The 25035-nt window shown below is 75.0% G+C and carries 30 protein-coding genes; 16 read left to right on the forward strand and 14 right to left on the reverse strand.

The genetic code is table 11. From position 1 onward, the window contains the following. Window positions 1-5 precede the first annotated feature (5 nt). Window positions 6-1394, reverse strand: coding sequence for a hypothetical protein (locus tag VFG42_RS25170; protein WP_324911595.1), 1389 nt, complete (start codon window positions 1392-1394; stop codon window positions 6-8). A 67-nt stretch (window positions 1395-1461) separates the two neighbouring features. After that, window positions 1462-2355 carry a TerC family protein gene (locus VFG42_RS25175; RefSeq protein ID WP_324911596.1) on the reverse strand — a complete coding sequence of 298 codons (894 nt, stop codon included), beginning with the start codon at window positions 2353-2355 and terminating at the stop codon, window positions 1462-1464. Between the two features lie 198 nt (window positions 2356-2553). On the opposite strand from VFG42_RS25175, the gene VFG42_RS25180 reads away from it, so the two are divergent. The 3 genes from VFG42_RS25180 to VFG42_RS25190 are packed head-to-tail and all read left to right on the forward strand — an operon-like array spanning window position 2554 to window position 4440. Further along, window positions 2554-3063: a DUF4282 domain-containing protein gene (locus tag VFG42_RS25180; protein WP_324911597.1), complete on the forward strand. Its 510-nt coding sequence runs from the start codon at window positions 2554-2556 to the stop codon at window positions 3061-3063. 1 nt (window position 3064) lies between these two features. Continuing rightward, window positions 3065-3706, forward strand: coding sequence for a zinc ribbon domain-containing protein (locus VFG42_RS25185; RefSeq protein WP_324911598.1), 642 nt, complete (start codon window positions 3065-3067; stop codon window positions 3704-3706). Next, window positions 3700-4440 (forward strand): M15 family metallopeptidase, encoded by a 741-nt coding sequence (locus tag VFG42_RS25190; protein ID WP_324911599.1) that lies wholly within the window; start codon window positions 3700-3702, stop codon window positions 4438-4440. Before VFG42_RS25185 ends, VFG42_RS25190 begins: the two co-directional genes overlap by 7 nt. 87 nt (window positions 4441-4527) lie before the next feature. On the opposite strand, the gene rplL is transcribed toward VFG42_RS25190, so the two are convergent. The 7 genes from rplL to rpmG form a co-directional block, all read right to left on the reverse strand. Continuing rightward, window positions 4528-4911: a 50S ribosomal protein L7/L12 gene (gene rplL / locus VFG42_RS25195; protein ID WP_324911600.1), complete on the reverse strand. Its 384-nt coding sequence runs from the start codon at window positions 4909-4911 to the stop codon at window positions 4528-4530. Window positions 4912-4917: 6 nt separating this feature from the next. Beyond that, the gene (rplJ, locus tag VFG42_RS25200; RefSeq protein WP_324911601.1) at window positions 4918-5592 is read right to left on the reverse strand and encodes a 50S ribosomal protein L10; all 675 of its coding nucleotides are present in this window, start codon (window positions 5590-5592) and stop codon (window positions 4918-4920) included. Between the two features lie 89 nt (window positions 5593-5681). Continuing rightward, window positions 5682-6419 (reverse strand): 50S ribosomal protein L1, encoded by a 738-nt coding sequence (gene rplA, locus VFG42_RS25205; protein WP_324911602.1) that lies wholly within the window; start codon window positions 6417-6419, stop codon window positions 5682-5684. Window positions 6420-6421: 2 nt separating this feature from the next. Further along, the gene (rplK, locus tag VFG42_RS25210) at window positions 6422-6844 is read right to left on the reverse strand and encodes a 50S ribosomal protein L11 (RefSeq protein WP_324911603.1); all 423 of its coding nucleotides are present in this window, start codon (window positions 6842-6844) and stop codon (window positions 6422-6424) included. 63 nt (window positions 6845-6907) lie between these two features. After that, the gene (gene nusG, locus VFG42_RS25215; RefSeq protein ID WP_272474283.1) at window positions 6908-7429 is read right to left on the reverse strand and encodes a transcription termination/antitermination protein NusG; all 522 of its coding nucleotides are present in this window, start codon (window positions 7427-7429) and stop codon (window positions 6908-6910) included. A 27-nt stretch (window positions 7430-7456) separates the two neighbouring features. Next, entirely contained in the window at window positions 7457-7930 is a 474-nt protein-coding gene (secE, locus tag VFG42_RS25220) for a preprotein translocase subunit SecE (RefSeq protein WP_324911604.1), read from the reverse strand. A gap of 18 nt (window positions 7931-7948) precedes the next feature. After that, on the reverse strand, window positions 7949-8113 hold the full coding sequence (rpmG, locus tag VFG42_RS25225; protein WP_324911605.1) for a 50S ribosomal protein L33: 165 nt from the start codon (window positions 8111-8113) through the stop codon (window positions 7949-7951). Between the two features lie 249 nt (window positions 8114-8362). Between rpmG and VFG42_RS25230 the strand changes: the two genes are divergently transcribed. The 5 genes from VFG42_RS25230 to VFG42_RS25250 all read left to right on the forward strand — a co-directional run bounded on the left by VFG42_RS25230 (window position 8363) and on the right by VFG42_RS25250 (window position 11297). Next, a complete protein-coding gene (locus VFG42_RS25230; protein ID WP_324911606.1) occupies window positions 8363-8842 on the forward strand; it encodes a helix-turn-helix domain-containing protein in 480 nt (159 codons plus the stop codon). Then, complete coding sequence (locus VFG42_RS25235) at window positions 8839-9528, forward strand: type 1 glutamine amidotransferase (RefSeq protein WP_324911607.1); 690 nt, start codon at window positions 8839-8841, stop codon at window positions 9526-9528. Before VFG42_RS25230 ends, VFG42_RS25235 begins: the two co-directional genes overlap by 4 nt. Window positions 9529-9540: 12 nt before the next feature. Then, window positions 9541-9978 carry a phage holin family protein gene (locus VFG42_RS25240; protein ID WP_324911608.1) on the forward strand — a complete coding sequence of 146 codons (438 nt, stop codon included), beginning with the start codon at window positions 9541-9543 and terminating at the stop codon, window positions 9976-9978. Beyond that, on the forward strand, window positions 9975-10349 hold the full coding sequence (locus VFG42_RS25245; RefSeq protein WP_324911609.1) for a DUF3618 domain-containing protein: 375 nt from the start codon (window positions 9975-9977) through the stop codon (window positions 10347-10349). The genes VFG42_RS25240 and VFG42_RS25245 overlap by 4 nt, the downstream gene beginning before the upstream one ends. A 90-nt stretch (window positions 10350-10439) precedes the next feature. Beyond that, the gene (locus VFG42_RS25250) at window positions 10440-11297 is read left to right on the forward strand and encodes an SGNH/GDSL hydrolase family protein (protein ID WP_324911610.1); all 858 of its coding nucleotides are present in this window, start codon (window positions 10440-10442) and stop codon (window positions 11295-11297) included. Between the two features lie 16 nt (window positions 11298-11313). Here the strand turns inward: VFG42_RS25250 and VFG42_RS25255 are convergent, their stop codons facing one another. Together VFG42_RS25255 and VFG42_RS25260 are read right to left on the reverse strand one after the other, a co-directional pair. Continuing rightward, on the reverse strand, window positions 11314-12786 hold the full coding sequence (locus VFG42_RS25255; RefSeq protein WP_324911611.1) for a phospholipase D family protein: 1473 nt from the start codon (window positions 12784-12786) through the stop codon (window positions 11314-11316). Between the two features lie 37 nt (window positions 12787-12823). Beyond that, a complete protein-coding gene (locus VFG42_RS25260; protein WP_324911612.1) occupies window positions 12824-13753 on the reverse strand; it encodes a sigma-70 family RNA polymerase sigma factor in 930 nt (309 codons plus the stop codon). A gap of 135 nt (window positions 13754-13888) precedes the next feature. Between VFG42_RS25260 and VFG42_RS25265 the strand changes: the two genes are divergently transcribed. The 4 genes from VFG42_RS25265 to VFG42_RS25280 all read left to right on the forward strand — a co-directional run bounded on the left by VFG42_RS25265 (window position 13889) and on the right by VFG42_RS25280 (window position 17975). Next, the gene (locus VFG42_RS25265; RefSeq protein WP_324911613.1) at window positions 13889-14866 is read left to right on the forward strand and encodes a hypothetical protein; all 978 of its coding nucleotides are present in this window, start codon (window positions 13889-13891) and stop codon (window positions 14864-14866) included. A 51-nt stretch (window positions 14867-14917) separates the two neighbouring features. Beyond that, complete coding sequence (locus VFG42_RS25270; RefSeq protein ID WP_324911614.1) at window positions 14918-16213, forward strand: hypothetical protein; 1296 nt, start codon at window positions 14918-14920, stop codon at window positions 16211-16213. Window positions 16214-16311: 98 nt separating this feature from the next. Further along, window positions 16312-16872, forward strand: coding sequence for a hypothetical protein (locus VFG42_RS25275; RefSeq protein WP_324911615.1), 561 nt, complete (start codon window positions 16312-16314; stop codon window positions 16870-16872). Further along, window positions 16869-17975, forward strand: coding sequence for a hypothetical protein (locus tag VFG42_RS25280; RefSeq protein WP_324911616.1), 1107 nt, complete (start codon window positions 16869-16871; stop codon window positions 17973-17975). The genes VFG42_RS25275 and VFG42_RS25280 overlap by 4 nt, the downstream gene beginning before the upstream one ends. Here VFG42_RS25280 and lepB read toward each other — a convergent pair. Together lepB and VFG42_RS25290 are read right to left on the reverse strand one after the other, a co-directional pair. Further along, window positions 17939-18574, reverse strand: a complete 636-nt coding sequence (gene lepB / locus VFG42_RS25285) for a signal peptidase I (RefSeq protein WP_324911617.1) — start codon at window positions 18572-18574, stop codon at window positions 17939-17941. The two genes, VFG42_RS25280 and lepB, sit on opposite strands and share 37 nt — an antisense overlap. A 6-nt stretch (window positions 18575-18580) precedes the next feature. Further along, window positions 18581-19747: a helix-turn-helix domain-containing protein gene (locus VFG42_RS25290; RefSeq protein WP_324911618.1), complete on the reverse strand. Its 1167-nt coding sequence runs from the start codon at window positions 19745-19747 to the stop codon at window positions 18581-18583. A 111-nt stretch (window positions 19748-19858) separates the two neighbouring features. On the opposite strand from VFG42_RS25290, the gene VFG42_RS25295 reads away from it, so the two are divergent. From VFG42_RS25295 to VFG42_RS25305, 3 genes are all read left to right on the forward strand, one after another. Beyond that, on the forward strand, window positions 19859-21217 hold the full coding sequence (locus VFG42_RS25295; protein ID WP_324911619.1) for a proline dehydrogenase family protein: 1359 nt from the start codon (window positions 19859-19861) through the stop codon (window positions 21215-21217). Continuing rightward, window positions 21214-22818 carry an aldehyde dehydrogenase family protein gene (locus VFG42_RS25300; protein ID WP_324911620.1) on the forward strand — a complete coding sequence of 535 codons (1605 nt, stop codon included), beginning with the start codon at window positions 21214-21216 and terminating at the stop codon, window positions 22816-22818. Before VFG42_RS25295 ends, VFG42_RS25300 begins: the two co-directional genes overlap by 4 nt. Window positions 22819-22881: 63 nt before the next feature. After that, window positions 22882-23103, forward strand: a complete 222-nt coding sequence (locus VFG42_RS25305) for a hypothetical protein (protein WP_324911621.1) — start codon at window positions 22882-22884, stop codon at window positions 23101-23103. Here VFG42_RS25305 and VFG42_RS25310 read toward each other — a convergent pair. Beyond that, the gene (locus VFG42_RS25310; protein ID WP_324911622.1) at window positions 23081-23917 is read right to left on the reverse strand and encodes a hypothetical protein; all 837 of its coding nucleotides are present in this window, start codon (window positions 23915-23917) and stop codon (window positions 23081-23083) included. The two genes, VFG42_RS25305 and VFG42_RS25310, sit on opposite strands and share 23 nt — an antisense overlap. A gap of 26 nt (window positions 23918-23943) precedes the next feature. On the opposite strand from VFG42_RS25310, the gene VFG42_RS25315 reads away from it, so the two are divergent. Next, the gene (locus VFG42_RS25315) at window positions 23944-25035 is read left to right on the forward strand and encodes a carboxylate-amine ligase (protein WP_324911623.1); all 1092 of its coding nucleotides are present in this window, start codon (window positions 23944-23946) and stop codon (window positions 25033-25035) included.

Genomic DNA, 25035 nt, shown 5'->3' on the forward strand with positions numbered 1-25035 from the left:
GCGGCTCAGCCCTTCTGCTTGGCCTTGGTCGCGCAGGTCTTGTAGGTGCGCGTCTCGGTCAGCGTCGTGCCGTCGCTGAGCTTGACCGACAACCTGACCTTGAACGTCCCCTTCGGCAGCCCGGCCAGCGTCACCGGGACCTTCAGCTTCTTGGCGGTGTACGTCTTGGCCTTGCCCTTGCCGATCGTGACCTTGACCGAGCTCACCTTCGCCGCGCCGGCCTTGGGCTTGCGGACGGTCAGCGTCAGGCGCCGCTTGGACAGGCAGCGCTTGGGCGAGGCCAGCGAGACGACGTCGGCGACCTTCGGCTTGGCGGCCGGCTTGGGCGCCGGGGTCGTGGGCGGCGTGGCGGGCGGCGTCGTCGCCGGCGGCGTGGGCACGGGCGCCGGGTCGGCGGGCGGGATCGGCTCGGGACGGCCCGCGTTGCGGATCCGCAGCGCGCGGGGGTTGTCAGCGTCGGTCACCCAGATGTCGTTGCCGGACCGCGCCAGCTGCCAGGCCGCGAAGCCGGCCGGCAGCGCGATCGAGCGCTGTGAGCCGTCCGGGCCGATCCGCAGGACGCGCGCGTCCTGGGAGGCGACGTAGAGCGCGCCGTCGGCGCCCATCGCCATCCCGAACGGGTTGACCAGGTCGGTGGCGACGGCGATCGTGTTCACCCCGCTGGAGGCGGTCGGGTCCAGCCGGATGACCTGGCCGGTGTTGTACATCGTGACGAAGAGCTGGTTGCCGGGGCCGACCTCGATGCCGTCGGCGCCCGCGGCGACCGGGATCGGCCAGGTCGCCTCGACGGCCTGCCAGGCGCCGGTGCCGCTCAGCGAGTAGCGCCGCACGAGGTTGCCGTCGAAGTCCGGGACGAAGGCCTTGTTGCCGATGACCGCGAGGTCGTAGGCGTCGTAGGTGGTGGGGAAGGCGCTCGACGTCGTGCCGTCGCCGTCGATCCCGCCCAGGCCGCGGCCGGCGCCGCAGGCGAACTCCGGGTCGGGCGCCGTGTAGAGCATCCGCGTGCTGCCGAACACGGCCATGCCGGCGGGCCCGCAGGCCAGCGCCGACGGCGCCGTCAGGACCGTGCCCGACGGCTCGATCCGCCGGAAGCCCGCGGTGGCGTCGTGCGTGCCGATCGCCACCCAGACGCGGCCGTCCGGGCCGAGCGCGGCCGACGTCGGCCGGCCCGACACGCCCACGCGCCGGATGAGCTGTCCGGTCGGCGAGAGGACGGCGACCGAGTTGTTGAAGGTCTCGACGACGTAGACGTTGCCGTCGGCGCCGGTCGCGACCCCGCCCGTGGCGCTGGCCAGCGGCACCGGCGGCTCCACCACCTCCGCGCGGGCGGCGGCGGGGACGAGCGCGAGCGCGCAGGCGAGCCCCGCGAGGGCGAGGCGGCTGGAGCGTGACATGGCGGAGCAGCCTGCTCAGCGTGCTCCACCATGTCAAGGGTCCCGGCGCGGTCGGCGTCCCGCGCGGCTACGCGGTCGACGGCGCGGCGTCGCCGGTCTCGCCCCGCTCACGGGCGATCCGGCGGTCGCGCAGCAGCGAGGCGACGACGCCGGCGCCGAGCACGAGCGCGATCGCGGGCAGCGAGATCTCGGGGCCGAGCTTGCCCCACAGCTCGCCGGCGGCCATCTTGACGCCGATCAGCACCAACAGCGCCGCGAGCGCGGTCTTCAGGTAGTAGAGCCGCTGGACGAGGTCGGCGACCAGGAAGAACAGCGGCGCCAGGCCGAGCAGCGCGAAGGCGTTGGCGGCGAAGACGATGAAGGCGTCGTCGGTGATCGCCAGGATCGAGGGGACGGAGTCGATCGCGAAGACGATGTCGGCGACGACCAGCGCAGCGACCGCGGCGGTGCCGACCGACAGGTGCGGCAGGCGCGTCCTCAGCTTCTCGACGAACGCGGTCTCCCCCTCGGCGTCGTGGCGGTGCTGGAACATCCGCCAGCCCGTCCACACCAGCAGCGCGGCGAAGATGTAGGAGATCCACGAGGCGTGGTGCAGCGCGGTGGCGCCGACGGCGATGAAGACGCCGCGCAGCACGAGCGCGGCGACGATGCCCCAGGTCAGCAGGCGGTGGCGCTGGGCCTCGGGGATCCCGAAGCTCGTCAGGATCAGCAGGAACACGAAGACGTTGTCGAGGCTGAGCGACTTCTCGACCAGGAAGCCGGCGTAGTAGAGGCCGGCGTCGCGGCCGCCGAAGGCCACCAACATGCCCGCGCCGAACGCGAGCGCGACGGTCAGCCAGCCGAGCGAGTGCAGCGTGGCCTTGCGGACGCTCATGCCCGCGCCGTGGCTCTCGCGGCGCGCCAGCCACAGGTCGAAGGCCAACAGGACGATCAGGGCGCCGATCAGGGCGATCCACTTCATCGGAGACGGTTCCTCGCTTCGCGGGTTCGATGATCCGCGAAGGTTTGACCGCCTCACGAGGAGGCCGCGCGCCCCGGGCCCGATGGGCCGTGCTGACGAGAACGCGCCGTCGGGCTACTTCCCTTCGACGAGCGCATCGTAGCACCTCCGACCGTACCGGTGGACATGGCGCACCGGTTTGTGGTTCTCTACCGCGCCATGGAGCGAGGATTCTTCAGCAGCCTGTTCGACCTGTCCTTCACGAGCTTCGTCACGACGAAGATCATCAAGGTGATCTACGTCCTGTCGCTGATCCTGATCGGCCTGTTCGCGTTGGCGTTCATCGTGGCGGCCTTCCAGGACAGCGCGGCCGCGGGCCTGTTCGTGCTGATCATCGCCGCGCCGCTGGGCGCGCTGTTGTACACCATCTACACGCGGGTCATCCTGGAGTTCATCATCCAGGTCTTCCGGATCGGCGAGCTGCTCCGCGACCAGAACGCGCTGCAGCGCGAGGCGTTCGCCACCGCGGGCTGGCTCGGCGCCGGCGCCCCCGCGCCGGCCGCCCCGACCACGCCGTCGACGCCGTCCACATCGACCCCGCCTTCGCCGCTGTTCGCGGCGCCGGCCTCGCCAGAGGCCTCGACGACCCCGGCGACCTGCCCCAACTGCGGCACGCCCACGACGCCGGGCGGCCGGTTCTGCCGGTCCTGCGGTCAGCCGCTGACCTAGCGTGTTCTGCTCGCGCTGCGGCGCCTCGACCGAGCCCGACGCGACGTTCTGCGAGCGCTGCGGGGAGCGACTCGCGCCCGCGCCGGCCGCGGTCGTCCCCCGGGCGACGACGTCCTCGCGCCCGCCGCGCGGCGTGCTCGTCGCGGGCGCCGCGGCGCTCGTCGTCGGCGCGGTGGTCGCGGCGCTCGCGCTGACCGGCGCGCTGGACGGCAGCGACCACCCGGTCGCGCGCCGGGTGACGGTGCCGCCGGCGGCGACCGTCGGCCCGTCTCAGCCGGCGGTGACGGTCGCGACGCCGACGACCGCGACGGAGGGCGAGGCCGCGCCGCCGGCCGAGGCGCCCGCGGAGCCGCGTCCGGCCCGGGCGGTCGTCGCGCGGACGTGCGGGAAGGGCGGGGTCGGCGGCGACTGCCACCTCTCGGTGCGGGCGTCGCCGTCGCCGGACGCCGACGAGGTGCTGCGGCTGGACGAGGGCGACACGCTGCGCCTGAGCTGCCAGGTCCGCGGCGAGCCCGTGCGGTCCTCCGCGCTGGGGGCGACGAGCACGGTCTGGTCGCGCACCACGCGCGGCGGGTACGTCTCCAACGTGTACATCATGGGGCCGTCGCTGAAGTCCCGGTCGATCACGCTGCGCCGATGCTGACCGCGCGCGTCCTGGCCGCCGGCCTGCTCGGGTGCGCGACGGCGTCGTGCGGCGGCGGCGCCGGCGACGACGCCCCGTCGCGCGCCACGGTGACCGACGCGGTCGCGGCCGCGACGACCACGACGACCGCCGCCGCCCGGCCCGCCACCACGCGCGCCGCCTTCGCCTTCTCCGCCCGCCGCCTCACCCCCGCGCTGCGCCACCGCCTCAACGGCGCGTCGTGGCACCCGGGCTGCCCGGTCGCGCTGGACGACCTGCGCTACGTCCGCGTCGCCTACGTCGGCTTCGACGGCCGGGCCCACCGCGGCGAGCTGGTGGTCAACGCCGACGCGGTGCACGCCACGCGGACCGCGTTCGCGTACCTGTACGCCGAGCGCTTCCCGATCCGCCGCATGCGGCTCGTCGACGACTACGGCGCCTCCGACTACCGCTCGATCGAGGCCGACAACACCTCGGCGTTCAACTGCCGCCGGGCGACCGGCGCGACGCGCTGGTCCCAGCACGCCTACGGCCGGGCGATCGACGTCAACACCATCGAGAACCCGTACGTGTACGCCAACGGCACGACGACCCACGCGCGGTCGCGCCCCTACCTGGACCGCTCCAGGCACCGCAAGGGCATGGCGTACGCGGGCGGCGTCCTCGTCCGCGCGTTCGCCAAGGCCGGCTGGAGCTGGGGCGGCACCTGGCCCGGCCCGACCGACTACCAGCACTTCTCGGCCAACGGCACCTAGTGCCGTGAGCACGACGAAGGGCGCCCCGCGAACGGGACGCCCTTCGGTGCAGCGGAACTGCGTGCGGGCGAGGAGCCCGCGGCCGAGCTACTTGACCTCGACGGAGGCGCCGGCCTCCTCGAGCTCCTGCTTGAGCTTGTCGGCCTCGTCGCGCTCGATGCCCTCCTTGACGGGCTTGGGAGCCTCGTCGACGAGCGCCTTGGCCTCCTTCAGGCCCAGGCCGGTCGCGGCACGCACGACCTTGATGACCTGGATCTTCTTGTCGCCGGCGCCCGTCAGGATGACGTCAACCGTGGAGGACTCCTCCTCGGCCGCGCCGGCGTCGCCGCCGCCACCGCCGGCCGGAGCGGCCGCGGCAACGGCCGTCGCGGACACGCCGAACTCCTCCTCGAGCGCCTTGATGCGCTCGGACAGCTCGAGCACGGAAATGCCCTTGAGCTCCTCGATCCACTCTGCGGTGCTGGTAGCCATAACTGTTTAGCCCTCCTGGGTCTCTTCGGTGTTGTCGGGACCCTCGGCGGGATCCTCCGAGTTGTTGGTGTCGTCGGCGGGCGCCTCGGCCTCGGCGGCCGGCTCCTCCGACGTGGCGGCGGCCGCGGGCGCGGGCGCGTCGCCGGACGGAATCTCTCCGCTCTCCTTCTTCTCCAGCACGCCGCCGAGCGCGATGGCCAGGCCCGAGACGAGCCCGTTGAGGCTCCGGGCCAGGCCGGTGATCGGCGAGGCGACGATGCCGACGAGCTGTCCGTAGAGGACGTCGCGCGACGGCAGCTTGGAGATGGCGGTGATCTGCGCCGCGTCGAGCGCGTCGCCGTTCATGAGCCCGCCCTTGAAGGGCAGGAGCTCGCCGCCGGTGGCCTTCTGGAAGTCGGCGATCGCCTTCGCGGCGCCGGCCGCGTCACCGCGGACGAACGTCAGGGCCGTCGGGCCCTCGAGGATGCTCTTCAGCGCCTCGGCGTCGGCGGCGTCGGCCGCACGCTCGGTGAGCGTGTTCTTGACGACGCGGAACGTCGCGTCGGAATCGCGAAGCTTGGTCCGCAGCTCGGCGACCTGCGCGACGGTGATGCCGCGGTAGTCGACGGCGAAGACCGCCTCTGACTCCTTGATCTGATCAGCGATCTCGGCGACCGCTGCAGCTTTCTGGTCCCTGTTCACGGGCCTCCTCTGCCGGGCTTGCGCGCACGCGATCCGCGATCACGTGCGCCGCCGGCGGTCTCAGGACGGCCTCGGATGTGAGCTATGAGCTACGCCGCGGCAGCGGCGCTCTCACCACTCTCCAGTCCGAGGATGTCGCGGGTACGGGACGGGTCGACCTTGATGCCCGGGCCCATCGTCGAGGCGATGGTGACCGTGCGCAGGTAGCGACCCTTGGCCGCCGAGGGCTTCGCGCGGACAAGCTCCTCGATCACGGCGGCGTAGTTCTCGAGCAACTGGCGCTCGTCGAAGCTGGTCTTGCCGATGTTCAGGTGGACGATCGCGGTCCGGTCGGTGCGGTACTCGACCTTGCCGGACTTCGACTCCTCGACGGCCTTGGCCACGTCCATCGTGACCGTGCCGACCTTCGGGTTCGGCATCTTGCCCGAGGGGCCGAGGATGCGGCCGAGGCGGCCGACGATCGGCATCATGTCCGGCGTCGCGATGGCGACGTCGAAGTCCATGAAGCCCTCCTCGATGCGCTTGGCGAGGTCCTCGGCGCCGACGACGTCCGCGCCGGCGGCGGTCGCCTCGTCGGCCTTCGGGCCGCGGGCGAAGACGGCGATCTTGACGTCCTTGCCGAGGCCGTTGGGCAGCGCGATCGTGCCGCGCAGCTGCTCGTCGGCGTGGCGGACGTTCAGGCCCGTGCGCACGTGGATCTCGACGGACTCGTCGAACTTCGCGCGCTTGAGGGACTTGACCAGCGCGATCGCCTCGGCGGGCGCGTACTCGCGCTCGCGGTCGACCTGCGCCTTGGTCTCGTTGTAGGTCTTGCCGTGCTTGGCCATGACTAGACGACCTCCACGCCCATGCTGCGGGCGGTGCCCTCGATGATCTTCCCGGCCTGATCGAGATCGTTCGCGTTCAGGTCGTTGAACTTCTTCTCGGCGATCGCGCGGATCTGGTCCTTGGTGATCTGGCCGACCTTGTTGCGGTGCGGCTCGCCCGACCCCTTCTCGAGGTTGATCGCCTGCTTGATGAGCACCGCGGCGGGCGGCGTCTTCGTGACGAACGTGAACGAGCGGTCCTCGTAGACCGTGATCACGACCGGGATGACCGTGCCGGAGTCCTGCTGGGTCTGGGCGTTGAACGCCTTGCAGAACTCCATGATGTTGATGCCGTGCTGACCGAGCGCGGGGCCGACCGGCGGTGCCGGGGACGCCTGGCCGCCTACGGCCTGCAGCTTGATCTGGGTGAGGACCTTCTTGGCCATGTCTCTTCCTTCCGCCTCCCGCCTCCGCTGGCCACGGCGCGGTTCATGTGGCGTTGTGTGTGACTAGATCTTCTTCACCTGGTCGAAGCCCACCTCGACGGGGGTCTCTCGACCGAAGATGGATACCAGGACCTTCAGCTTCTGCGCGTCCTGGTTGATCTCCGAGATCTCGCCCGAGAAGTCGGAGAGCGGGCCCGAGATCACCTTGACGGACTCGCCGATGGAGAACTGGGCCTTGGTGGCGACCTTCTGCGCGACCTCGCGGTGCAGCAGGCGGTCGACCTCGGGCTGGGTGAGCGGGACCGGCTCGTTGGAGGCGCCGACGAAGCCGGTGACCCCGGGCGTGCCCTTGACGAGCTGCCACGAGTCCTCGTTGAGGTCCATGTTCACCAGCACGTAGCCGGGCATCGTCCGCTTCTCCTTGGTCTCCTTCTGACCGTCCTTCATCTCGGAGACGGTCTCGGTGGGGACGACCACGGAGCGGATCGCGCGGCGCTGCCCCAAGGAGGAGGCGCGGTGCTCAAGGTTCGACTTGACCTTGTTCTCGTGCCCTGAATAGGTGTTGACGACGTACCAGCGATACATGAAGTGAGAGAGGGGTCCGCCCGCGGGCTAGATGATGAAGTCGACGACCTTGCGCGCGACCCAGTCGGCCAGGCCCAGGTAGGCGCCGGCGACGATCACGAAGCCGATGACGACGGACGTGGCCTGGGCGACCTGACGGCGGTCCGGCCACTGCACGCGCTGCAGCTCGGCCCACGACGCGCGCAGGAACTGGATGAAGCGCGGGCCACCGCGCTTGTCCGGGTGCGCCGTCTCGCGGCCGCCGGTGCGAGCGAGGGCGCGATCGTCCTCGTCGATGTCACCGTCGTCGTCGAGGTCGCCGACCGGCTCCGCCATGCGGCGCTCCAGCTCGGCGTCGACGTCGTCGTCGGAGCCGTTCGTGCCGTTGGCGCCCGCCGCCACCGTCGCCTCGAACTCGTCGACCTCGCCGGAGGCGTGCTCCAGCGCGCCCGGGACGTGGTCCTCGGGGCGGGGGTCGTTCGACGACGGCGTCGTCGGGTCGTTCTGTCGGTCAGAGGCCATGCGGAGGCTCCCAGGGACCTAGCGGGTCTCCCGGTGGCTGGTCTGGCAACGGCACCACTTGCAGTACTTCCGCAGCGTGATGCGATCCGGCGTGTTGCGCTTGCTCTTGTTGGTCTGGTAGTTGCGCCGCTTGCAGTCCTCGCAGGCGAGGGTCACAGCGATGCGCACGTCTCCGCGGGCCATAAAGGGCTCCCGTGCAAAGGTCTGATGAAGATGATCGAACCCGCTCCGTACCGGGGCAAAATTAAGACTCGCCCCGGAGCGAGTCGACCTCGAAGGATAGCGCTTGGCGACGCGCGACGGCGGCCGATGGTTCGGGGGTTGCACCGTGAGCCGGTGCCGAGGCGGCAAGGGCGGGTCCGGAAGCGCGCCGGACGGCCATGCGACAGTCGGTAGCGTGACGCTATCCACGGGCGCTAGAATCGAACACCGATGCTCGGCCGCACGTATGAGTCGCAGACCTGCTCGGTCGCCCGCACGCTGGAGCTGGTGGGCGAGCGCTGGACCCTGCTGATCATCCGCGACGCGTTCCTCGGCATCCGTCGCTTCGGCGACTTCGCCGCGCGCCTGGGCATCGCGCGCAACGTCCTGCAGGACCGGCTCGAGCGCCTGGTCGAGGCCGGAATCCTCGAGAAGGTCCCCTACCAGGAGCGCCCGCTGCGCCACGAGTACCGGCTGACGGCGATGGGCCGCGACCTGTGGCCGTCGATCGTCGCGCTCCTGCAGTTCGGCGACAAGCACCTCGCCGGCCCTGCCGGCCCCCCGATGCTGCTCCTGCACCGCGGCTGCGGCGGCGAGCTGGACGACCGTCGCTTCTGCAAGACCTGCGGCGCCGCCGTCGAGCCGCGCGAGGTCGAGCCGACGCCCGGCCCCGGCGGCGCGAAGGTGCCTGAGGCCACGGCCGCCGCGTGAGCGCCGCGACGCGGCCCGCGCTCGTCCTCGAGCACGAGGCCGACGCCCCGGCGGGGCTGCTCGCCGACTGGGCCGCCGAGCGCGGGATCGACCTGGAGGTCTTCGCGTGGCACGCCGACGGCGACGGCGACGGCGCCCCGGACGTCGCGGGCCGCCCGTTCGTCGTCGTGCTCGGCTCGGAGGCCAGCGCGTTCGACGACACGGTCCCGTGGCTGGCGCGCGAGCGCGCGCTGCTGGACCGCGCGCTGGCGCTCGACGTCCCGATCCTCGGCATCTGCTTCGGCGGCCAGCACCTCGCCCGCGCGCTCGGCGGGACCGTCAGCCCGGCGTCGCGGCCGGAGGTCGGCTGGCTGGAGGTCGAGTCGCTGGACCCCGAGACCGTCCCGCCCGGCCGCTACCTGCAGTGGCACCGCGACGCGTTCACCCCGCCGCCGGGCGCCGAGCTGCTCGCGCGCTCACCGGTCAGCGCGCAGGCGTTCCGCCACGGCCGCCACCTCGGCGTGCAGTTCCACCCCGAGGTCACGCCGGCCATCGCGCTGGGCTGGGCGACCAACTACCCCGACTCGGTCCGCCGGGCCGGGACCACCGTCGCGGACGTCCGCGCGGGCGGCGAGGAGCACGCCGCCGATGCGCGCCGTCGTGCCTACGCGCTGTTCGACATGTTCCGGTCGCGGATCTCCGGGTAGCCCCCGGAGACGATGACCACCGACAACCACCTGCGGGACCGTCCCACCGGCGAGCTGGTCAAGGACCTGTCGACCCAGGTCTCGACGCTCGTCCGCCAGGAGCTGGAGCTCGCCAAGGTCGAGCTGACCGCCAAGGGCAAGCAGGCCGGGATCGGGGCCGGCATGTTCGGCGGCGCCGGCCTCTTCGCCCTCTACGGCGTCGGCGCGCTGGTCGCGACCGCGATCATCGCGCTGTCGACCGCGCTCGCCGCCTGGCTGGCCGCCCTGATCGTCGGCGTCGCGCTGCTCGCCATCGCGGGCGTGATGGCGCTGATGGGCCGGGCGCGGGCCAAGCGGGCCGTGCCGCCGATGCCCGAGCAGACCGTGGCGACGGTCAAGGAGGACGTGCGCTTCACCAGGGAGCACGTCGCCGAGGCCCGCCACCACCGCCACGAGGAGGCCGCCCGATGAACGGCAACGGCGCCCGCACGCCCGAGGAGATCCGGGCCGCGATCGAGCACACGCGCGAGGAGCTCGCCGACACCGCCGCCGCGCTGGCCGAGAAGGCCGACGTCAAGACGCGCGCGCACGAGAAGGTCGAGGAGACCCGGGCCCGCTTCAACCACAAGGTCGAGGAGACCCGCGCGAGGGTGACCGCCGGGGCCGGCTCCGCCCGGAGCCGGGCCTCCGGAGCCACGCCGGAGTCGGTCGCCGACGGCGCCCAGCAGGCGGCGGGCACCGCGACGACCAAGGCCAAGGAGAACCCGATCCCGGTGGCCTTGGCCGCGGGCTTCGCCGCCGGGCTCGTCATCGGCCGGGCCGCCGGGGCGCGCCGCCGCTAGGGCGCTCAGCGACGCCCATCGGACACGTCCTCCACACGTGGGTCGCGCGGACCACTAGGTTCGCGCGACACCACCAACCAGGAGGACTTCATGCGTGCTGTCCCTCGCGGGCGGACGGTCGCCGCGCTTCTCGCCGCGACCGCCTCGCTGACCCTGGGCCTGACGGGCGCGGCCGGCGCCGCGCAGCTCGTCGGGCTCGGCGACTCCTACGCGGCCGGGCCGTTGATCCCGAGCCAGTCGCTCAACCCGCTCGGCTGCCTGCGCTCCGACCACAACTACGCGCACCTCGCGGCCGCGCAGCTGGGCAAGTCGCTCAGCGACGTGTCGTGCAGCGGCGCGACGACCGCCGACATGACGGCCGCCCAGGACGTCACGCCCGGGCCCGCCAACCCGCCGCAGCTCGACGCGCTGAGCGCGGCGACGCAGACCGTGACGCTGTCGATCGGCGGCAACGACATCGGCTTCACGTCGATCATCGAGAACTGCGCCTCGGCGTCGCCGTTCGGCACGCCGTGCAAGGACCGCTACGACAGCGGCGGCGTCGATCAGCTGGCCGCGCGGATCGACGCGACCGCGCCGAAGGTCGCCGCGGTGCTCCAGGGCATCCACGCGCGGGCGCCGAGCGCGCGCGTGCTGGTCATCGCCTACGAGCCGATCCTGCCCGAGACCGGCAGCGGCTGCTGGCCGCAGGTCCCGCTGGCCTGGAACGACGTGCCGTACCTGCGCGCGACCGAGAAGCGGTTGAACACCATGTTGGCGACCGTCGCCGCCGCCAACGGCGCGCGCTACGTCGACACCTACAGCGCCGCGATCGGCCACGACGCGTGCAAGTCGTCGTCGGTGCGGTGGGTCGAGCCGCTGGTCCCGGGCAACACGGCCGCGCCGTTCCACCCCAACGCGCGCGGGATGGCGGGCGTGACGCCGACGATCGTCGCGGCGGCGAGCTGAAGGTGATGATGAGGGCCTAGCCGTCGTCGGCCAGGCCTTCCAGCGGGCCGAGCAGCCGGCGCGACCGCTTCGAGACGCCCGGGAGGGCGATCAGGCGGTGCGTCGGCGGCTCCCCCGCCTCGCGGCGGCGCAGCTGGGCCATCGCGATCGCCCGCCAGCGCTCGTCGACGACCGCGTGCGGCGGGCGTCCCGCGACGTCCTGGAGGTCGACCTCGAGGTGCTCGGCCCACAGGCGCTCGCGCGTCGCCCGCGCCTGCGCGGCGTCGTCGGTGACGACGTTCAGCTCGGTGTCGTTGAGCAGGGAGTGGGCGTTGAGGTTGGCCGAGCCGATCGTCATCCAGCGGTCGTCGACGATCCCGACCTTGGCGTGCACGTAGAGCGGGTCGGCGCGGTGGCCGGTGCGCGAGCGGATCGTCGCCGCGAGGAAGTGCGGGTTCCCGTGGTCGTCGGCGTCGGCCAGCACCGCGAGCTGGCCCCTGGTGTCGTCCTGGCCGTTGTTGGCCTTGGCGGGCAGCAGGACGACCAACCTGAAGTCCTCGCTCGGCGGGCGCCGGAGCTTGTCCACCAGGATCTCGGTGATCTCCGGCGCCCACAGGAACTGGTTCTCCAGGTAGATGATGCTCTTGGCCGACCGCAGCGCGCGCACGTAGGACTCCAGGATGCGGAAGTCGCCCTTGGGGACCAGGTCGTACATGTCCTCGGAGACCGTCCGGACGACCTGGATCGTGCTCGTGCCCGGCCCCGCGATCGGCGCCGGGACGGCCGGCGACGGCAGCGCCTCGCCGGCGACCTCGCGCCAGCGCATGGCGAAGTGCGCGGCGACGTCGGCGACCGCCGGGCCCTCGATCCGCGTGCCGACGTCGTGCCAGCCGAGCTTGCGGCGCGCCGCGTGGTCGGAGGTGTCGAAGCGGTCGCCGGCCTGGTCGGTCAGGTCGATGCCGTTGACGAACGCGACCTCGTCGTCGACCACGATCGTCTTCTCGTGGTGGCAGTGGACCGGGTGCTCGCGCGGGTCGCGGTAGGCCTGGATCTCGGTGTCGCGCACGAGGCGCCGGACCTCGGCCGCGACCTCCTTGCGCGTCGGGTGGAAGAGCGGGACCGGCGAGCCCGCCCAGACGATCACGCGGACGTCGACGCGCTCGGCCAGCTCGGCGAGCAGCGGGCCGATCGCCAGCGGGTCCTCGCCCCGGACCAGCTCGAAGTGCGCCGCGAGGTGCCAGCCGGTGAGGTGGACGTGCGACCGCGCGCCGCGCAGCGCCTCGGCGATCCGGGGCAGCGCGGCGGCGCCGTCGATCAAGACCTCCATCTTGCATCCGGCACGCGGCGGCGGGTCGCCGCCGGCCCACAGCGCGCCGTCGGCGCGGGGCGACGGATCGAGCACGCCGCTGTGCCCGAGACGACGGAGCCGGCGGCGGTGATGGTGCTTGACGGTGGCCTCGACGGCGTCGCCCATCAGGGCGTCGACGCGGGCGAGGAGGGCGGGCGGCATCCCCCTCGGGTGTGCCCGCCGGACGGCGATGCCTCACTCAGCCCAGCCAGGCCTGGAGCAGCAGCGCGAGGCCCGTCAGCGCGGCGACGCCGACGACGATCGCGTTGACCAGCAGCAGGCGCGAGCGGCGTGGGCGGGGCGTGGCCAACGACGCCGCCAGCGCGGTCGTGATGTAGGTGTTGAGCGGGACGCCCTCGCGCTCGGCGGCGCGCGCGAGGTCGCCGTGCAGCGTGCGCGGCAGGCGCAGGAGCAGGCGGCCGCTGCGGGCGTCGCGCGGCGGCTCGCCGGCCGCGTCGCCCTCGCCGCCCGGCGCCAGCTCGGCGCGCAGGCGGTGCAGCGTCGCGCGCAGCAGACGCGAGACGTGGGCCTGCGAGAGCCCCAGCTCGCGCGCGATCTCCGACTGGCTGCGGTCCTCGTGGTAGCGCAGGGTCAGCAGGCGGCGCTCGCGCTCGTCGAGCGACGCCCAGCCGGTCTCGAGCAGGACGCGCGCCTCGGTCGCGGCGGCGTCGGCATCGGCGTCCTCGCGCGCGATCTCCGGCAGCGGCTCGGTCGGCCGGCCGGCGGCGTCGGCGGCCAGCGCCCGCGTCACCCGCTCGGCCTCGGCGCCCGTGGCGGCGGCCAGCTCCTCGACGGTCGGCGCGCGGCGCAGGCGCGCGGTGAGGTCGGCGGAGACCGTGCGCACGCGCGTGGCCAGCTCGCGGTCCAGACGGCCGACGCGCGGGCCGGGCGACCCGTCGCGCAGGTGGTGGCGGATCTCGCCCTCGATCGACGGGCGCGCGAGCGCGGCGAGGTCGCGGTGGCGCTCGGGGTCGTAGCGGTCGACGGCCTTGATGAGCCCGACCGTGCCCGCCTGGACGAGGTCCTCCAGCGGCTCGCCGCGCCCGGCGTAGCGGCGGGCGATCGACCGCACGAGCGGCAGGTGGGCCTCGATGGCGGTGTCGCGGTGGCTGAGCCCCGTGGGCTCCATGGGCCGAAGCTACCGGCTGGACGGGCCCACAGGGCGCGACGAACGTCCAGGTCGGCCATGCATGCGCGCGCGATACCGCGCATCCCGCCCATGCGCATGGATCGTGCATGGGCATCGGTGGCATCGGGCCTGTGGATGAGGAAGATCCCGGCGATCCTGCTGGCGCTGATGGCGACGCTCCCGCTCGCGGGGGTCGCGCGCGCCGACGACGTCAGCGTGACCGTGAACGTCGCGCCGCCCGCGGGGTCGGCGCCGTCCAACGTGACCGTCCAGGTGATCGTCGACAGCCCGGGCGCGAGCGCGACCGCGGGGCAGGCCAACCTGGTGGCCAACGGCGGGACGGCCGCGCCGGATCCGGCGCCCGCGCAGCCCGCGGCGCCGCAGGTGACGCCGCCGACCGCGCCCTCCGTCACGCCACCGGCGCCGCCCGCGCGCCCGGACGTCGCCGCGCCCGCGCAGCCCGCGGCGCCGCAGGCGACGACGCCGACCACGACCACGCCCGCCGCCGACCACGCCGCGAGCGGTTCGGGCGGCGCGGCCGCGCCGGCCGATGCCGGCTCCGCGCCGCCCGCGGGCACCTCCCCCACCGTCCCGGCGCCGGTCGCGGCCGCCGCGCCCGCATCGCCGGCGCCGGCACCTCAGCCGGCCGCCACCGGCGCCCGGGGCGCCCACCACCGCACGGGCGGCACGCTCGCGCGGACGCGGCGCCAGCGCGCCGCGGACCCGACGCCGCCACGTCCCCGCCCGGTCGCCTCCGCGGCGCCGCCGGTCCTGGCCGCGGTCTCCCCCGCGCCCGTCCCGGCGCGCGTCGCGGCCGCCACCGGCGCCGGCGCCCGTCGCGGCCACGCGCGCCCGTCGCCGTCGCGTCGCCGCCCGGCCGACGCCACCGCCGCGCGGGCCGCGCGCCCGGCGCCCGCGCTCCCGGTCGACCCGGCCGCGCCCGCCGCCGCGTCGGCCACCGGCGGCGCGGCCGGTCCCGGCGGCACCATGCTCGCCCTCGCGCTCGTCGCGGCGCTCCTCCTCGGCGGTTCGGCGGGACCGTTCGAGCTGGTCGCGCACGCACGGCGGCGCGTCCCTCCGATCGCGGGAGGTCGCATCGACCGCCCGGGCTAGTTCCTGTCGTCGTACCTCAAGTCCATCAACTACGACAACAAGGAACCACCCATGCGCAAGACCATGATGGTGTGGTCGGCGTGCGCCGCGGCTCTCGTGCCCGCGCTCGCCGCCTCCACCGCCGCGGCGGACGGGACGCCCGTCCAGGCCGTCGGCCAGCAGGCCACCAGCACGCAGGCCGCCAACTCGTCGGCGACCTCCACCCAGAACAGCCCGTCCAACACGGCGATCCACGTCGCGATCCTGAGCCCCGGCGCGGCCTCCGGCGCGACCAGCCAGGCCAACGCCTCGGCGGCCAACTCGTCGGCGGCCAACGGCAACGGGACCACGCAGAACGCCCAGCAGAACGCGGGCGGCGGCAGCGCGGCCCAGGAGATCGGCCAGGCGGCCGCCAACGCGCAGTCCGCCACCTCGGCGGCGACCTCCACGCAGACCAACCCCACCAACACGGCGATCCACGTCGCCATCCTCAGCCCGGGCGCCTCCAGCGGGGCGACGAGCCAGGCCAACGGCTCGACGGCCAACTCGTCGGCGGACAACGGCAACGGCACCACCCAGAACGCCCAGCAGAACGCGGGCGGCGGCGGTGGCGGCGGCGGCGGCGCGGTGCAGGCCGTCGGCCAGGACGCCGCGAGCCATCAGGCGGCCGACTCGGCCGGCACCTCCACGCAGTCGGGCGCGAGCAACACCGCGGTCGACGTGGCGATCCTGAGCCCGGGCGCGTCGAGCGGCCCGGTCTCGCAGGCCAACGCCTCGACCGCCAACTCGTCGGCGGCCAACCACAACGGCACGACGCAGAACGCGCAGCAGAACGCCGGCGGCCCGACCGCCGAGCCGCCGGTGCGCGAGCAGGACGGCGGCGGCTGCGGCTCCTGCCACTCGGCGCCGAGCGTGCCGGGCGTGCAGGGGATCGGCCAGCAGGCCGTCAACGACCAGTCGGCCGACTCGGCGGCGACGTCGACGCAGACCAACCCCACCAACACGGCGATCAGCCTGGCCATCCTGAGCCCGGGCGCCTCCAGCGGCCCGGTCTCGCAGGCCAACGCCTCGACCGCCAACTCGTCGGCGGCCAACCGCAACGGCACGACGCAGAACGCCCAGCAGACGCTCGGCGGCTGGGGCGGCGGCGTGCAGGCGATCGGCCAGCTGGCCGCCAACCGGCAGTCGGCCGACTCGGCGGCGACGTCGACCCAGTGGTGCCCGGCGAACCTCGCGCTCGGCGGGTTCGGCGGCGTGTCGCAGGCCAACGGCTCGACCGCCAACTCGTCGGCCGGCAACGGCAACGGGACGACCCAGAACGCGCTGCAGGCGCTCGCCGGCTTCCCCTGGCCGGTGACGCTCGTGTAGCGATCGACGCCTCGGCATGGGCCGCCGGCCGCCGCCGCGGCCGGCGGCCGTGCCGTTGACGGAAGGACGAGCGCGCGCGTACGTTCCTTGGACAGACCGTGAGCCCTCGCCACCGACGCGCAGCCCTGCTGACCGTCCTGGCCCTCGCGACGATCCCGGCCCCGGCGACCGCGCAGACGCTCTCGCCGGATCCGGCGCCCTCGACGCCGAGGCCGGACCCGGCACCGGCGCGGCCACAGGCCAGGGTCCAGAAGGCGGTGCGTCCCGCGCCGGCGGCGGCGGTGCCCGCGACGCGGCCGACCGCCCAGCGATCCTCCGCGGCGACGACCGCGACCGCGACGGAGACGACGACGCGCGCGGCCACCCCTCACGCCGCCACGCCGACGACCCGTGGCCGCGCCGCCGCCCGTCGTCCCACCCGCTGCGCCTCCGGCGGCGGCGGACCCGCGCCGTGCATCACGCCGCGGCCCGCGTCCCGTCGCGCGGTCACGGCGACCGTCGCCACGCCGAGCCGCCTCGCCTCCGCGCACGCGACGGCCGCGGCCGCGCCGGGCTCGTCCGGCGACCGCGCCCGCGACGCGATCGCCGGCGCCGCGCTGCTCGCCGTCGCGCTGGCGGGCTCGCTCACGCTGCGCCGCGCGCGAAGGACGATCGCGTGAGGCGCGCGCTCGCGCTGCTCGTCGCGACCGCCGCGGCCGTCGTCGCTCCCGCGGCCGCGCCCGCCGCGCCGCCCACCGTCGCCAACGCGCTCAGCGGCACCGCGGGCGACGACGGGTGGTACGTCGGCCCGGTCACGATCACGTGGACGGTCACCGGCGCGACCGACAGCGACTGCCCGGCCGTGCAGACGCTGCGCGACGACACGACCGGCGTCAGCCGCTCATGCTCGGCGAGCAACGCCGACGGCACGACGACCGTCCAGACCAAGACCATCAAGATCGACCAGACCCCGCCAGCCTCGGTCGCCGGCGCCGCCGCGCGAACGCCCGACCACGGCCTCTTCTACACCGCGCCGGTCGCCGTCGCGTTCTCCGGCACCGACGCGACCTCGGGCATCGCGTCCTGCACCACGGCCACCTACGCCGGCCCCGACGCGCCGAGCGCGGCCGTCCCCGGCACCTGCCGCGACCGCGCCGGCAACACGTCGGCGCCGGTGCCGTTCACCTTCGCCTACGACGCCACCGCCCCGGCGCTGACCGGCGTCGCGGCCACCGTCGGCGCCGACCGCCGCGCGACCGTCGTCTGGACCGCCGCGCCCGACGCCCAGACCGTGACCGTCGTGCGCGACGCGCCCGCCGCCACCCTGCTGGACCACGTCCCGGCGGCCTCGGCGCGCTCGGTCGTCGACGGCCCCCTGGCGGCCGGCGCCACGACCGCCTACACGGTCACGATCGCCGACGCGGCCGGCAACGCCGCGAGCGCCACGGCCACCGCCACGGTGCCGAAGGCGACGGCCAAGGACGCGTCGACGGCGGCCCGGCGGCCCACGCTGCGCTGGCGCGCCCGCCCCGGCGCCGAGTACTACAACTTCCAGCTCTACCGCGACGGGCGCAAGGTCCTCAGCGCCTGGCCGCGCGGCACCCACTACACGCTGCGCGCCCGCTGGCGCTTCCACCGCAAGACCTACAAGCTGGCCGCCGGGCGCTACCGCTGGTACGTCTGGCCCGGCTACGGCCCGCGCGCCCGCCACCGCTACGGGCGGCTGCACGCCAAGGGCGCGCTGACCTACCCGGCGCCGCCGATCCGCGACGGCGGCCAGTAGGTCGCGAACGCCTCGCCGATCACCCAGCTGTCGGGCACCGGGCCCCAGAAGCGCGAGTCGTCGGAGTTGCCGCGGTTGTCGCCCATCATGAACACGTAGCCCTTCGGCACCGTGATCGGGTTGGGGAAGTCGCAGGCGCCGGAGGCCGGGTCGCACGCGGCGGCGAACGGCTCGTTGGCCTTCTTGCCGTTGAGGTAGACCGACCCGCCGCGGATCGAGATCGAGTCGCCGCCGACGGCCACGACGCGCTTGATGAACGACTGCTTGGACTTCCGCGGGGTGGGCCGGGAGCACGGCGTCCCCGTCCCCTGCCCCTGGTCGGCCGCGCCGCAGATCGGGCTGCTCGGATCGGCGCCCGCGGGCGGGTTGAAGACGACGATGTCGCCGATCTTCGGGTCGTGGCCGAGGATCCGGTGCGCGAAGCGGTTGACGAGCACGCGGTCGCCGACGTGCAGCGTCGGCTCCATCGACCCGCTCGGGATCTTGTAGGGCTTGACGACGAACGCCTGGAGCCCCACGGCCAACACGATGGCGATGACGAGGAACAGCGCGGTCTCGACCAGCTTGTTCTCGCGAGCCTGCTTCAACACGGGCGGCATCTCCGCTCATCCTAGGGCCGGCGAGCCCGCCAGTCGCCACATCCGTAATGCCAGATGGGCACGGAGGCGGTCGTCGCCGCTGCCGAGCGCCAATCCGGTCAGCTCCTGGGCCCGCGCCAGGCGGCGGTAGAGCGTGGCGCGATGGACGTGCAGCGCGCGTGCCGCGGCGGCCACGTCGCCCGCCGCGTCCAGCGTCGCCTCCAGCGCCCGCGCCAGCTCCGGACCCGATCGCGCGCCCAGCAGCGCGGGCAGCGGCGCCGGGACCGCGGGGCGCCCGGCGGCGTCCCACAGCCGTGCCGCGAAGACCCACGAGCCGAGCGCCTCGACCGTCGCCGCCGGGCCCAGCGCCGGGAGCTGCTGGACGGCGATCAGGCCGGCGGCGGCCGCGCCCAGCGCCTCGCGCGCGGCCGCGAGCTCCGCGAACGGCGCCGAGGCGACCGCGTGCGGCGCGCCCGCGTCGGCCAGCGCCCGCGCGAGCGCGCCGGACGTGTCGGCGCCGCCGTGCGCGACGGCCGTCGCGACCGTCCCGCGCACGCGCCAGACGAGGTCGTCGGCCTGCCAGCGCCGCCGCGCGCGCTCGGCGACCTCGGCGGCGGTCCCGGCGTCGTCCAGCTCGGCCAGCGCGACCGCGTAGGGCGTCGCCCGCGCGCGCGAGAGCGACCAGCCCTGGCGGACCGCCAGCTCGCCCGCGGCCCGCGCGCGCACCGCCGCGTCGGGGTCGTCGAGCAGCTCGGCCAGCAGCGCCGCGATCCGCGCGTGCGCCGCGCCGCCGCCCGCGCGCTGGGCCCACAGCGTCGCGCCCGCCGCCCGCGCGGTCGTCGCGAGCGTCGCGCGCTGCCCGGCGTCGAGCCCGACCGGTCCCGGGATCACCCACAGGAAGCCCAGCAGCGCGCCGTCGTGGCGGACCGGCGCGCAGGTGCGCGGGCCCATCCCGATCGCCGCGTTCTCGGGCGTGTCGACGACCTCGCCGGCGTGCTCCAGGGCGAGCGTGTCGAGCCACGCGACGACGTCGGGCGGCGCGGCCCGGGCGAGGATCGAGGCCTGCCGGACGCGATCGCCTGGGCCGACGTGCGCGCTGAAGGCCAGCAGCCGCCAGCGGCGGTCCTCGAGCGCGACCGGACGGCCGAGCGCGTCGGCGAGGTCGTCCACCAGGTCCTGCACGTCGGCCGCCATCGAGTCGCACCGCACGATACGGGCTCCTGCGACAGATGTCGCACGTCCTCGCGCGGGATCGAGACGACCGGGCGCTGTTGCGCACCCCGCGCGCGGGGAACCATCCCGATCATGTTGATGAACGCCGCCGATGCGGAGGCGGGACCGGACCTCGAGCCGCGGATCGCGACGATCGGCCGCGAGCTGGTCGCCAAGATGCCGACCGCGCGGCGCACGCCGCGCGCGGCGGTCGAGCGCCGCGTGATGGGCGCGATGGTCGCCGACCCCGAGCTGCGCGCCGCGGTCTTCCGGTTCGTCGACGTGCGCCCGGCGTGCGACGACCCGCGCGAGCTGGCGCGCCATCTCGGCGAGCTGCTGGCCGAGGCCGACGACTCGCCGCTGGCGCGCCGCGGCGCCGCGCTGGCCGACGGCCCGCTCACCCGGCGGGCGACCGCCAAGGCCGCGGCGCTCGGCGTCGAGCAGATGGCCCAGCGGTTCATCATCGGCGCCGACGCGCGCGACGCGCTGCCGGCGATCGAGCAGCTGTGGCGCGCCGGCGCCGCGACGACGGTCGACCTGCTCGGCGAGGCGACGGTCACCGAGGAGGAGGCCGAGTCCTACGCGCGCCGCTGCGAGGAGACGCTGCTGACGCTGCACGAGGCGTCGCGGGCGTGGCCGTCGCGCGAGCGGCTGGAGCGCGACGCGCTCGGGCCGCTGCCGCGGGTCAACCTGTCGGTGAAGGTCTCGGCGCTCACGCCGCTGCTGCGTCCGGCGGCGCCCGAGCGTGGGATCGCCGGCGCGCGGGCGCGCCTGCGCCGCCTGCTGGCCGTCGCGCGCGACACCGGCGCGCACCTGCACGTCGACATGGAGTCCTTCGACACGCGCGAGGCGATCGCCGAGCTGACGCTGGCGCTGCTGAGCGAGCCCGAGTTCGCCGACAGGCCGTCCGCCGGGATCGTGCTGCAGGCCTACCTGACCGAGTCGCCCCGGCACCTCGACCGCCTGCTGGCGTGGACGCGCGAGCATCCGCGCGCGCAGCCGTTGACCATCAGGTTGGTCAAGGGCGCCTACTGGGACCACGAGACCGTCGAGGCGCTCCAGCACGGCTGGACGCCGCCGGTCTTCCAGGACCGCCGGGCGTGCGACCGCAACTACGAGGCGTTGACGCGGCGCCTGATCGACGCGCAGGCCGACGGCCGCGTGCGCGCCGCGATCGCCTCGCACAACCTGCGGTCGATCGCCCACGCCGCCGCCTACGCCGACGCGCGCGGGCTCGACGTCGAGCTGCAGGTCCTGCGCGGCCTGGGCGACGAGACGCAGGCCGCGCTGCTGGCCGCCGGGCGCCGCGTCCGCGCGTACTGCCCGATCGGCGACCTCGTGGCGGGCATGGCCTACCTCGTCCGCCGCCTGCTGGAGAACACCAGCAACGACTCGTTCCTGCGCGCCCAGGCCGAGGGCGTCGACCTCACGACCCTGCTGGAGCAGCCATGAGCGCCACCGTCCCGTCCCCGTCCACGCCGGCGTCGCCGCGCGCGTTCGCCAACGAGCCGGTGCTGGAGCTGCGCCGCGCCGAGGTGCGCGCCGCCGCGCTGGAGGCGCTGGCCAAGCTCGACGCGACGCTGCCGATCGAGGTCCCGATGCTGATCGGCGACGAGCTGGTCCGCGGCGAGGCGTTCGCCTCGGTGGACCCGTCGGCGCCCGAGCGCGTCGTGGCGCGGGCGCACGCCGCGACCGCCGCGCACGTCGACGCGGCGATCGGACGCGCGACCGAGGCCCAGCGCGCGTGGGGCGCGACGAGCGCGCCCGAGCGCGCGGCGCTCCTGCGCCGCGCCGCCGAGCTGATGCGCGGGCAGCGGACGGCGCTCGCCGCGCTGGCCGTGCGCGAGTGCGGCAAGCCATGGCCGGAGGCCGACGGCGACGTCTGCGAGGCCATCGACTTCTTGGAGTACTACGCCACGGGCGCCGAGGCGCTGGGGCGCGGGCGCGCGCTGATCCAGCTGCCGGGCGAGCGCAACACGATGACCTACGTCCCGCGCGGCGTGACCGGCGTGATCGCCCCGTGGAACTTCCCGCTGGCGATCCTCTGCGGCATGACGTCGGCCGCGCTGGCGACCGGCAACGCGGTCGTCGTCAAGCCCGCCGAGCAGGCGCCCGCGTGCGCCAAGGCCGTCGTGGACGCGCTGCACGCCGCGGGCGTCCCGCACGGCGCGCTGTCGCTGCTGCCCGGCGGCGACGAGCCCGGCAAGGCGCTGGTCGCCGACCCGCGCGTGCACACGATCGTCTTCACCGGCTCGTGCGCGGCCGGGCTGTCGATCCTCGAGCGCGCGGCCAAGGTGGAGGACAACCAGTTCCACATCAAGAAGGTCGTCGCCGAGATGGGCGGCAAGAACGTGATCATCGTCGACGCCGACGCGGACCTCGACGACGTCGTCCCGGCGGTGCTGTCGTCGGCGTTCGGCTTCGCGGGCCAGAAGTGCAGCGCGGCGTCGCGCGTGCTCGTCCACGAGCACGTCGCCGACGCGCTGGCGCAGCGGCTGATCGGCGCGGTGGCCACGCTGAAGGTCGGGCCGGCCGAGGACTTCGCGACCGACGTGCCGCCGGTGATCGACGCGGCCGCGCGAGAGCGCGTGCGGGACTACACCGCTCAGGGCGCGGCGGCGGCCGCGCGCGCCGCGGTGGCGACCGACGCGGTGCCGGACGCCGACGGCTTCTACGTCGCGCCGGCGTTGTTGATCGGGTTGCCCGACGAGCACCCGGTGATCGCCGACGAGATCTTCGGCCCGGTGCTGGCGATGCAGGCCGTGCGGTCGATCGGCGAGGCCTGCGACAGGGTCGACGCGGCGCGCTTCGCGCTCACCGGCGGGCTGTTCTCGCGCTCGCCGCGGACCGTCGAGGAGGTCGCGGCCCGCACACCGGTCGGCAACCTGTACGTCAACCGCGAGATCACGGGGGCGATGGTCGGCCGCCAGCCCTTCGGCGGCGGCCGGCTCAGCGGGACCGGCCCGAAGGCCGGAGGCCCCGACTACCTGACGCAGTTCGTCGAGGCGCGCGCGGTCACCGAGAACACCGTTCGGCACGGCCTCGTCGTCTGACCGGCCCGCGCGGGACGCTCGGCCCCCGGTGACGTTCGGACGCGGTCGGGTATCCCCTTCGGCATGCCGCCCGACGACGATCCCGTCCCACCCCCGCCCAAGCTGCCCGACGTCGAGACCGAGTCGACCGACGACATCCTCGCCCGCGCCCCGTCGCCCGAGGAGATCGTGGAGGCCGCCGAGCCCGCCGAGGACGTGATCGCCTCGCAGCCCGGCGTCGACGAGCTGCTCGGCCGCGACCGCGACGACTCGCGCCGCGCCCCTAAGGGCGACGACGGCGCGTGACGAGCCCGAAGACCGCGTAGTCGGCGCCGGCCGAGAACGGCCAGCGCCACAGGCGCGTGGTCTCGACGTGCGCGCCCGCGCGGCGCGTCGCCACCCACGGATCGCACCCGTAGGGCAGCGAGCCCGTCCGGGCGAGCGCCGGCGCCTCGTCGGCCGGGAGCGCCAGCAGGCGCTCGAGCGCGAACGGCTGCGGGTGGCCGTCCCACCAGCCGAGCAGGTCGTGCAGGACGACGACGGCGCCGCCCGGGCGCGTGGCCGCCCAGGCCCGCGCGACGACGCCATCGGTGAGCCGCTGGCCGTGGCGCAGCAGCAGCGCGTCGATCGCCCGGCCGTTCATGGTGCCCTTGAGCGCCGGGTAGAGCAGCTGGGTGAGCACGAGGTCGAGCACGACCACGTCGTAGGGACCGCCGTCGCCCAGCGGCGTGCCCGGGACGGCGGCGGTGGCCCGCGGGCCGTCGGCGAGCACGGCGTCGGCGGCGCCGCCGGTCACGTCCTGCTCGATCGCCCGGACCCGCCGCCGCGCCCGCACGCCCACGCGCCGCCGCGCGCCGTCGGTCGCGCGCGCGTCGAGGTCGACGAGGTCCACGCGCTCGGCGCGGCGGGCGAGCCGCCCGAGCGGCAGGTCGTCCGCGTTGCCCGCGCCGACGACCGCCACGCGCGCGCCCTCGGCCACGACCGGGTCCAGCAGCGCCCACGCCGCGTCGCGCGCGACGGCCCACCGGCGCCGCCGCGCGCCGGTCGACTTCGCGTTGTTGACGGCGTTGGCCGCCGCGACCCGGGCGCGGCTCGACGACGGGTCCGGGTCATGCGGCACGGGGCATCAGGGTAGGTCCCCGAGGGATGGATCGTCCTCACGCCTTCGGGTCCTCCGCCCCGTTCTCGCTCGGCGTCGAGGAGGAGCTGTTCCTCGTCGATCCCGTCACCGGCGTGCAGATCGGCGCTTCGCGAGCCGTGCTGGACCGGCTCGGCCCGGTCGTCGGCCAGGTCGAGCGGGAGCTGCACGCCTGCCAGGTCGAGCTCATCACCGAGGTCTGCGCGACCGCCGACGAGGCCGTGTCCGGGCTGAGGGCCCTCCGCGCGGCGGTGACCGCGACCGGCGCCGGCCTGCTCGGCGCCGGCATGCACCCGGCCGCCCCGGAGGGCGCGGCCGAGATCACCGACAAGGAGCGCTACGAGCACATCCGCCACCTGCTCGCCGACGCGGTGGCCGACCCGACCGGCGGCCTGCACGTCCACGTCGGGATGCCCGACGCCGAGACCGCGATCAAGGCCTTCAACTCGCTGCGCCGCCGTCTGCCGCTGTTGCAGGCGCTCGGCGCCAACTCGCCGTTTCGCCACGGCCGCGACACCGGCCTGGCCTCGGCGCGCGAGGTCACGATGCGCGGCTGGCCGCGCTCGGGCGTCCCGCGCGCGATGCGCGACTTCGAGGACTTCTGCACGACCACCGCGCTGCTCTGCCGCGCGGCCGACGTCGAGGACTACACGTGGTTCTGGTGGAAGCTGCGGCCGCACCCGCGGCTGGGCACGGTCGAGATCCGGGCGCTCGACGCCCAGACCTCGCTCGGCGACCTCGCGGGGCTGGTCGCGCTGACCCACTGCCTGGCCCGGCACGCCGCCACCGCGCCCGCCGAGCCCGACCCGGTGCCCGAGCTGCTGGACGAGGCCGCCTTCCGCGCCGCCCGCTTCGGCGTCCACGCCGAGCTGCCGGGGGTCGACGGCCACCGCCGTCCGGTCGCCGCGCTGCTGGAGGAGGTCCTGGCCGAGGTCCGCCCGCAGGCCCGCGAGCTGGGCTGCGAGGACGAGCTGGACAGCGTCCGCCGGCTGCTGGAGCACGGCGGCGGCGCCGGGCGGCAGCGCGCCGCGCACGCGATCGGCGGCCTCGGCGCGCTGCTGCGCGACGCGGTGGCGCGGACGTCCGGTCGGACCGCGTGA

This window comes from Baekduia sp. (assembly GCF_035685985.1).
GTDB lineage: Bacteria > Actinomycetota > Thermoleophilia > Solirubrobacterales > Solirubrobacteraceae > Baekduia.

What these genes read in the sequence shown, in the direction of transcription:
- VFG42_RS25175 (WP_324911596.1), bottom strand. Translation starts at nt 2,355, where the DNA reads ATGAAGTGGATCGCCCTGATCGGCGCCCTGATCGTCCTGTTGGCCTTC.
- rplK (WP_324911603.1), bottom strand. Translation starts at nt 6,844, where the DNA reads ATGGCCAAGAAGGTCCTCACCCAGATCAAGCTGCAGGCCGTAGGCGGC.
- VFG42_RS25290 (WP_324911618.1), bottom strand. Translation starts at nt 19,747, where the DNA reads ATGGCGGCCGACGTGCAGGACCTGGTGGACGACCTCGCCGACGCGCTC.
- VFG42_RS25255 (WP_324911611.1), bottom strand. Translation starts at nt 12,786, where the DNA reads ATGCCGCCCGCCCTCCTCGCCCGCGTCGACGCCCTGATGGGCGACGCC.
- VFG42_RS25295 (WP_324911619.1), top strand. Translation starts at nt 19,859, where the DNA reads ATGTTGATGAACGCCGCCGATGCGGAGGCGGGACCGGACCTCGAGCCG.
- rpmG (WP_324911605.1), bottom strand. Translation starts at nt 8,113, where the DNA reads ATGGCCCGCGGAGACGTGCGCATCGCTGTGACCCTCGCCTGCGAGGAC.
- rplL (WP_324911600.1), bottom strand. Translation starts at nt 4,911, where the DNA reads ATGGCTACCAGCACCGCAGAGTGGATCGAGGAGCTCAAGGGCATTTCC.
- rplA (WP_324911602.1), bottom strand. Translation starts at nt 6,419, where the DNA reads ATGGCCAAGCACGGCAAGACCTACAACGAGACCAAGGCGCAGGTCGAC.
- VFG42_RS25265 (WP_324911613.1), top strand. Translation starts at nt 13,889, where the DNA reads ATGAGGAAGATCCCGGCGATCCTGCTGGCGCTGATGGCGACGCTCCCG.
- VFG42_RS25230 (WP_324911606.1), top strand. Translation starts at nt 8,363, where the DNA reads ATGCTCGGCCGCACGTATGAGTCGCAGACCTGCTCGGTCGCCCGCACG.
- secE (WP_324911604.1), bottom strand. Translation starts at nt 7,930, where the DNA reads ATGGCCTCTGACCGACAGAACGACCCGACGACGCCGTCGTCGAACGAC.
- VFG42_RS25190 (WP_324911599.1), top strand. Translation starts at nt 3,700, where the DNA reads ATGCTGACCGCGCGCGTCCTGGCCGCCGGCCTGCTCGGGTGCGCGACG.
- VFG42_RS25170 (WP_324911595.1), bottom strand. Translation starts at nt 1,394, where the DNA reads ATGTCACGCTCCAGCCGCCTCGCCCTCGCGGGGCTCGCCTGCGCGCTC.
- nusG (WP_272474283.1), bottom strand. Translation starts at nt 7,429, where the DNA reads ATGTATCGCTGGTACGTCGTCAACACCTATTCAGGGCACGAGAACAAG.
- VFG42_RS25245 (WP_324911609.1), top strand. Translation starts at nt 9,975, where the DNA reads ATGAACGGCAACGGCGCCCGCACGCCCGAGGAGATCCGGGCCGCGATC.
- VFG42_RS25250 (WP_324911610.1), top strand. Translation starts at nt 10,440, where the DNA reads ATGCGTGCTGTCCCTCGCGGGCGGACGGTCGCCGCGCTTCTCGCCGCG.
- VFG42_RS25180 (WP_324911597.1), top strand. Translation starts at nt 2,554, where the DNA reads ATGGAGCGAGGATTCTTCAGCAGCCTGTTCGACCTGTCCTTCACGAGC.
- VFG42_RS25240 (WP_324911608.1), top strand. Translation starts at nt 9,541, where the DNA reads ATGACCACCGACAACCACCTGCGGGACCGTCCCACCGGCGAGCTGGTC.
- VFG42_RS25300 (WP_324911620.1), top strand. Translation starts at nt 21,214, where the DNA reads ATGAGCGCCACCGTCCCGTCCCCGTCCACGCCGGCGTCGCCGCGCGCG.
- lepB (WP_324911617.1), bottom strand. Translation starts at nt 18,574, where the DNA reads ATGCCGCCCGTGTTGAAGCAGGCTCGCGAGAACAAGCTGGTCGAGACC.
- VFG42_RS25260 (WP_324911612.1), bottom strand. Translation starts at nt 13,753, where the DNA reads ATGGAGCCCACGGGGCTCAGCCACCGCGACACCGCCATCGAGGCCCAC.
- VFG42_RS25270 (WP_324911614.1), top strand. Translation starts at nt 14,918, where the DNA reads ATGCGCAAGACCATGATGGTGTGGTCGGCGTGCGCCGCGGCTCTCGTG.
- VFG42_RS25315 (WP_324911623.1), top strand. Translation starts at nt 23,944, where the DNA reads ATGGATCGTCCTCACGCCTTCGGGTCCTCCGCCCCGTTCTCGCTCGGC.
- VFG42_RS25305 (WP_324911621.1), top strand. Translation starts at nt 22,882, where the DNA reads ATGCCGCCCGACGACGATCCCGTCCCACCCCCGCCCAAGCTGCCCGAC.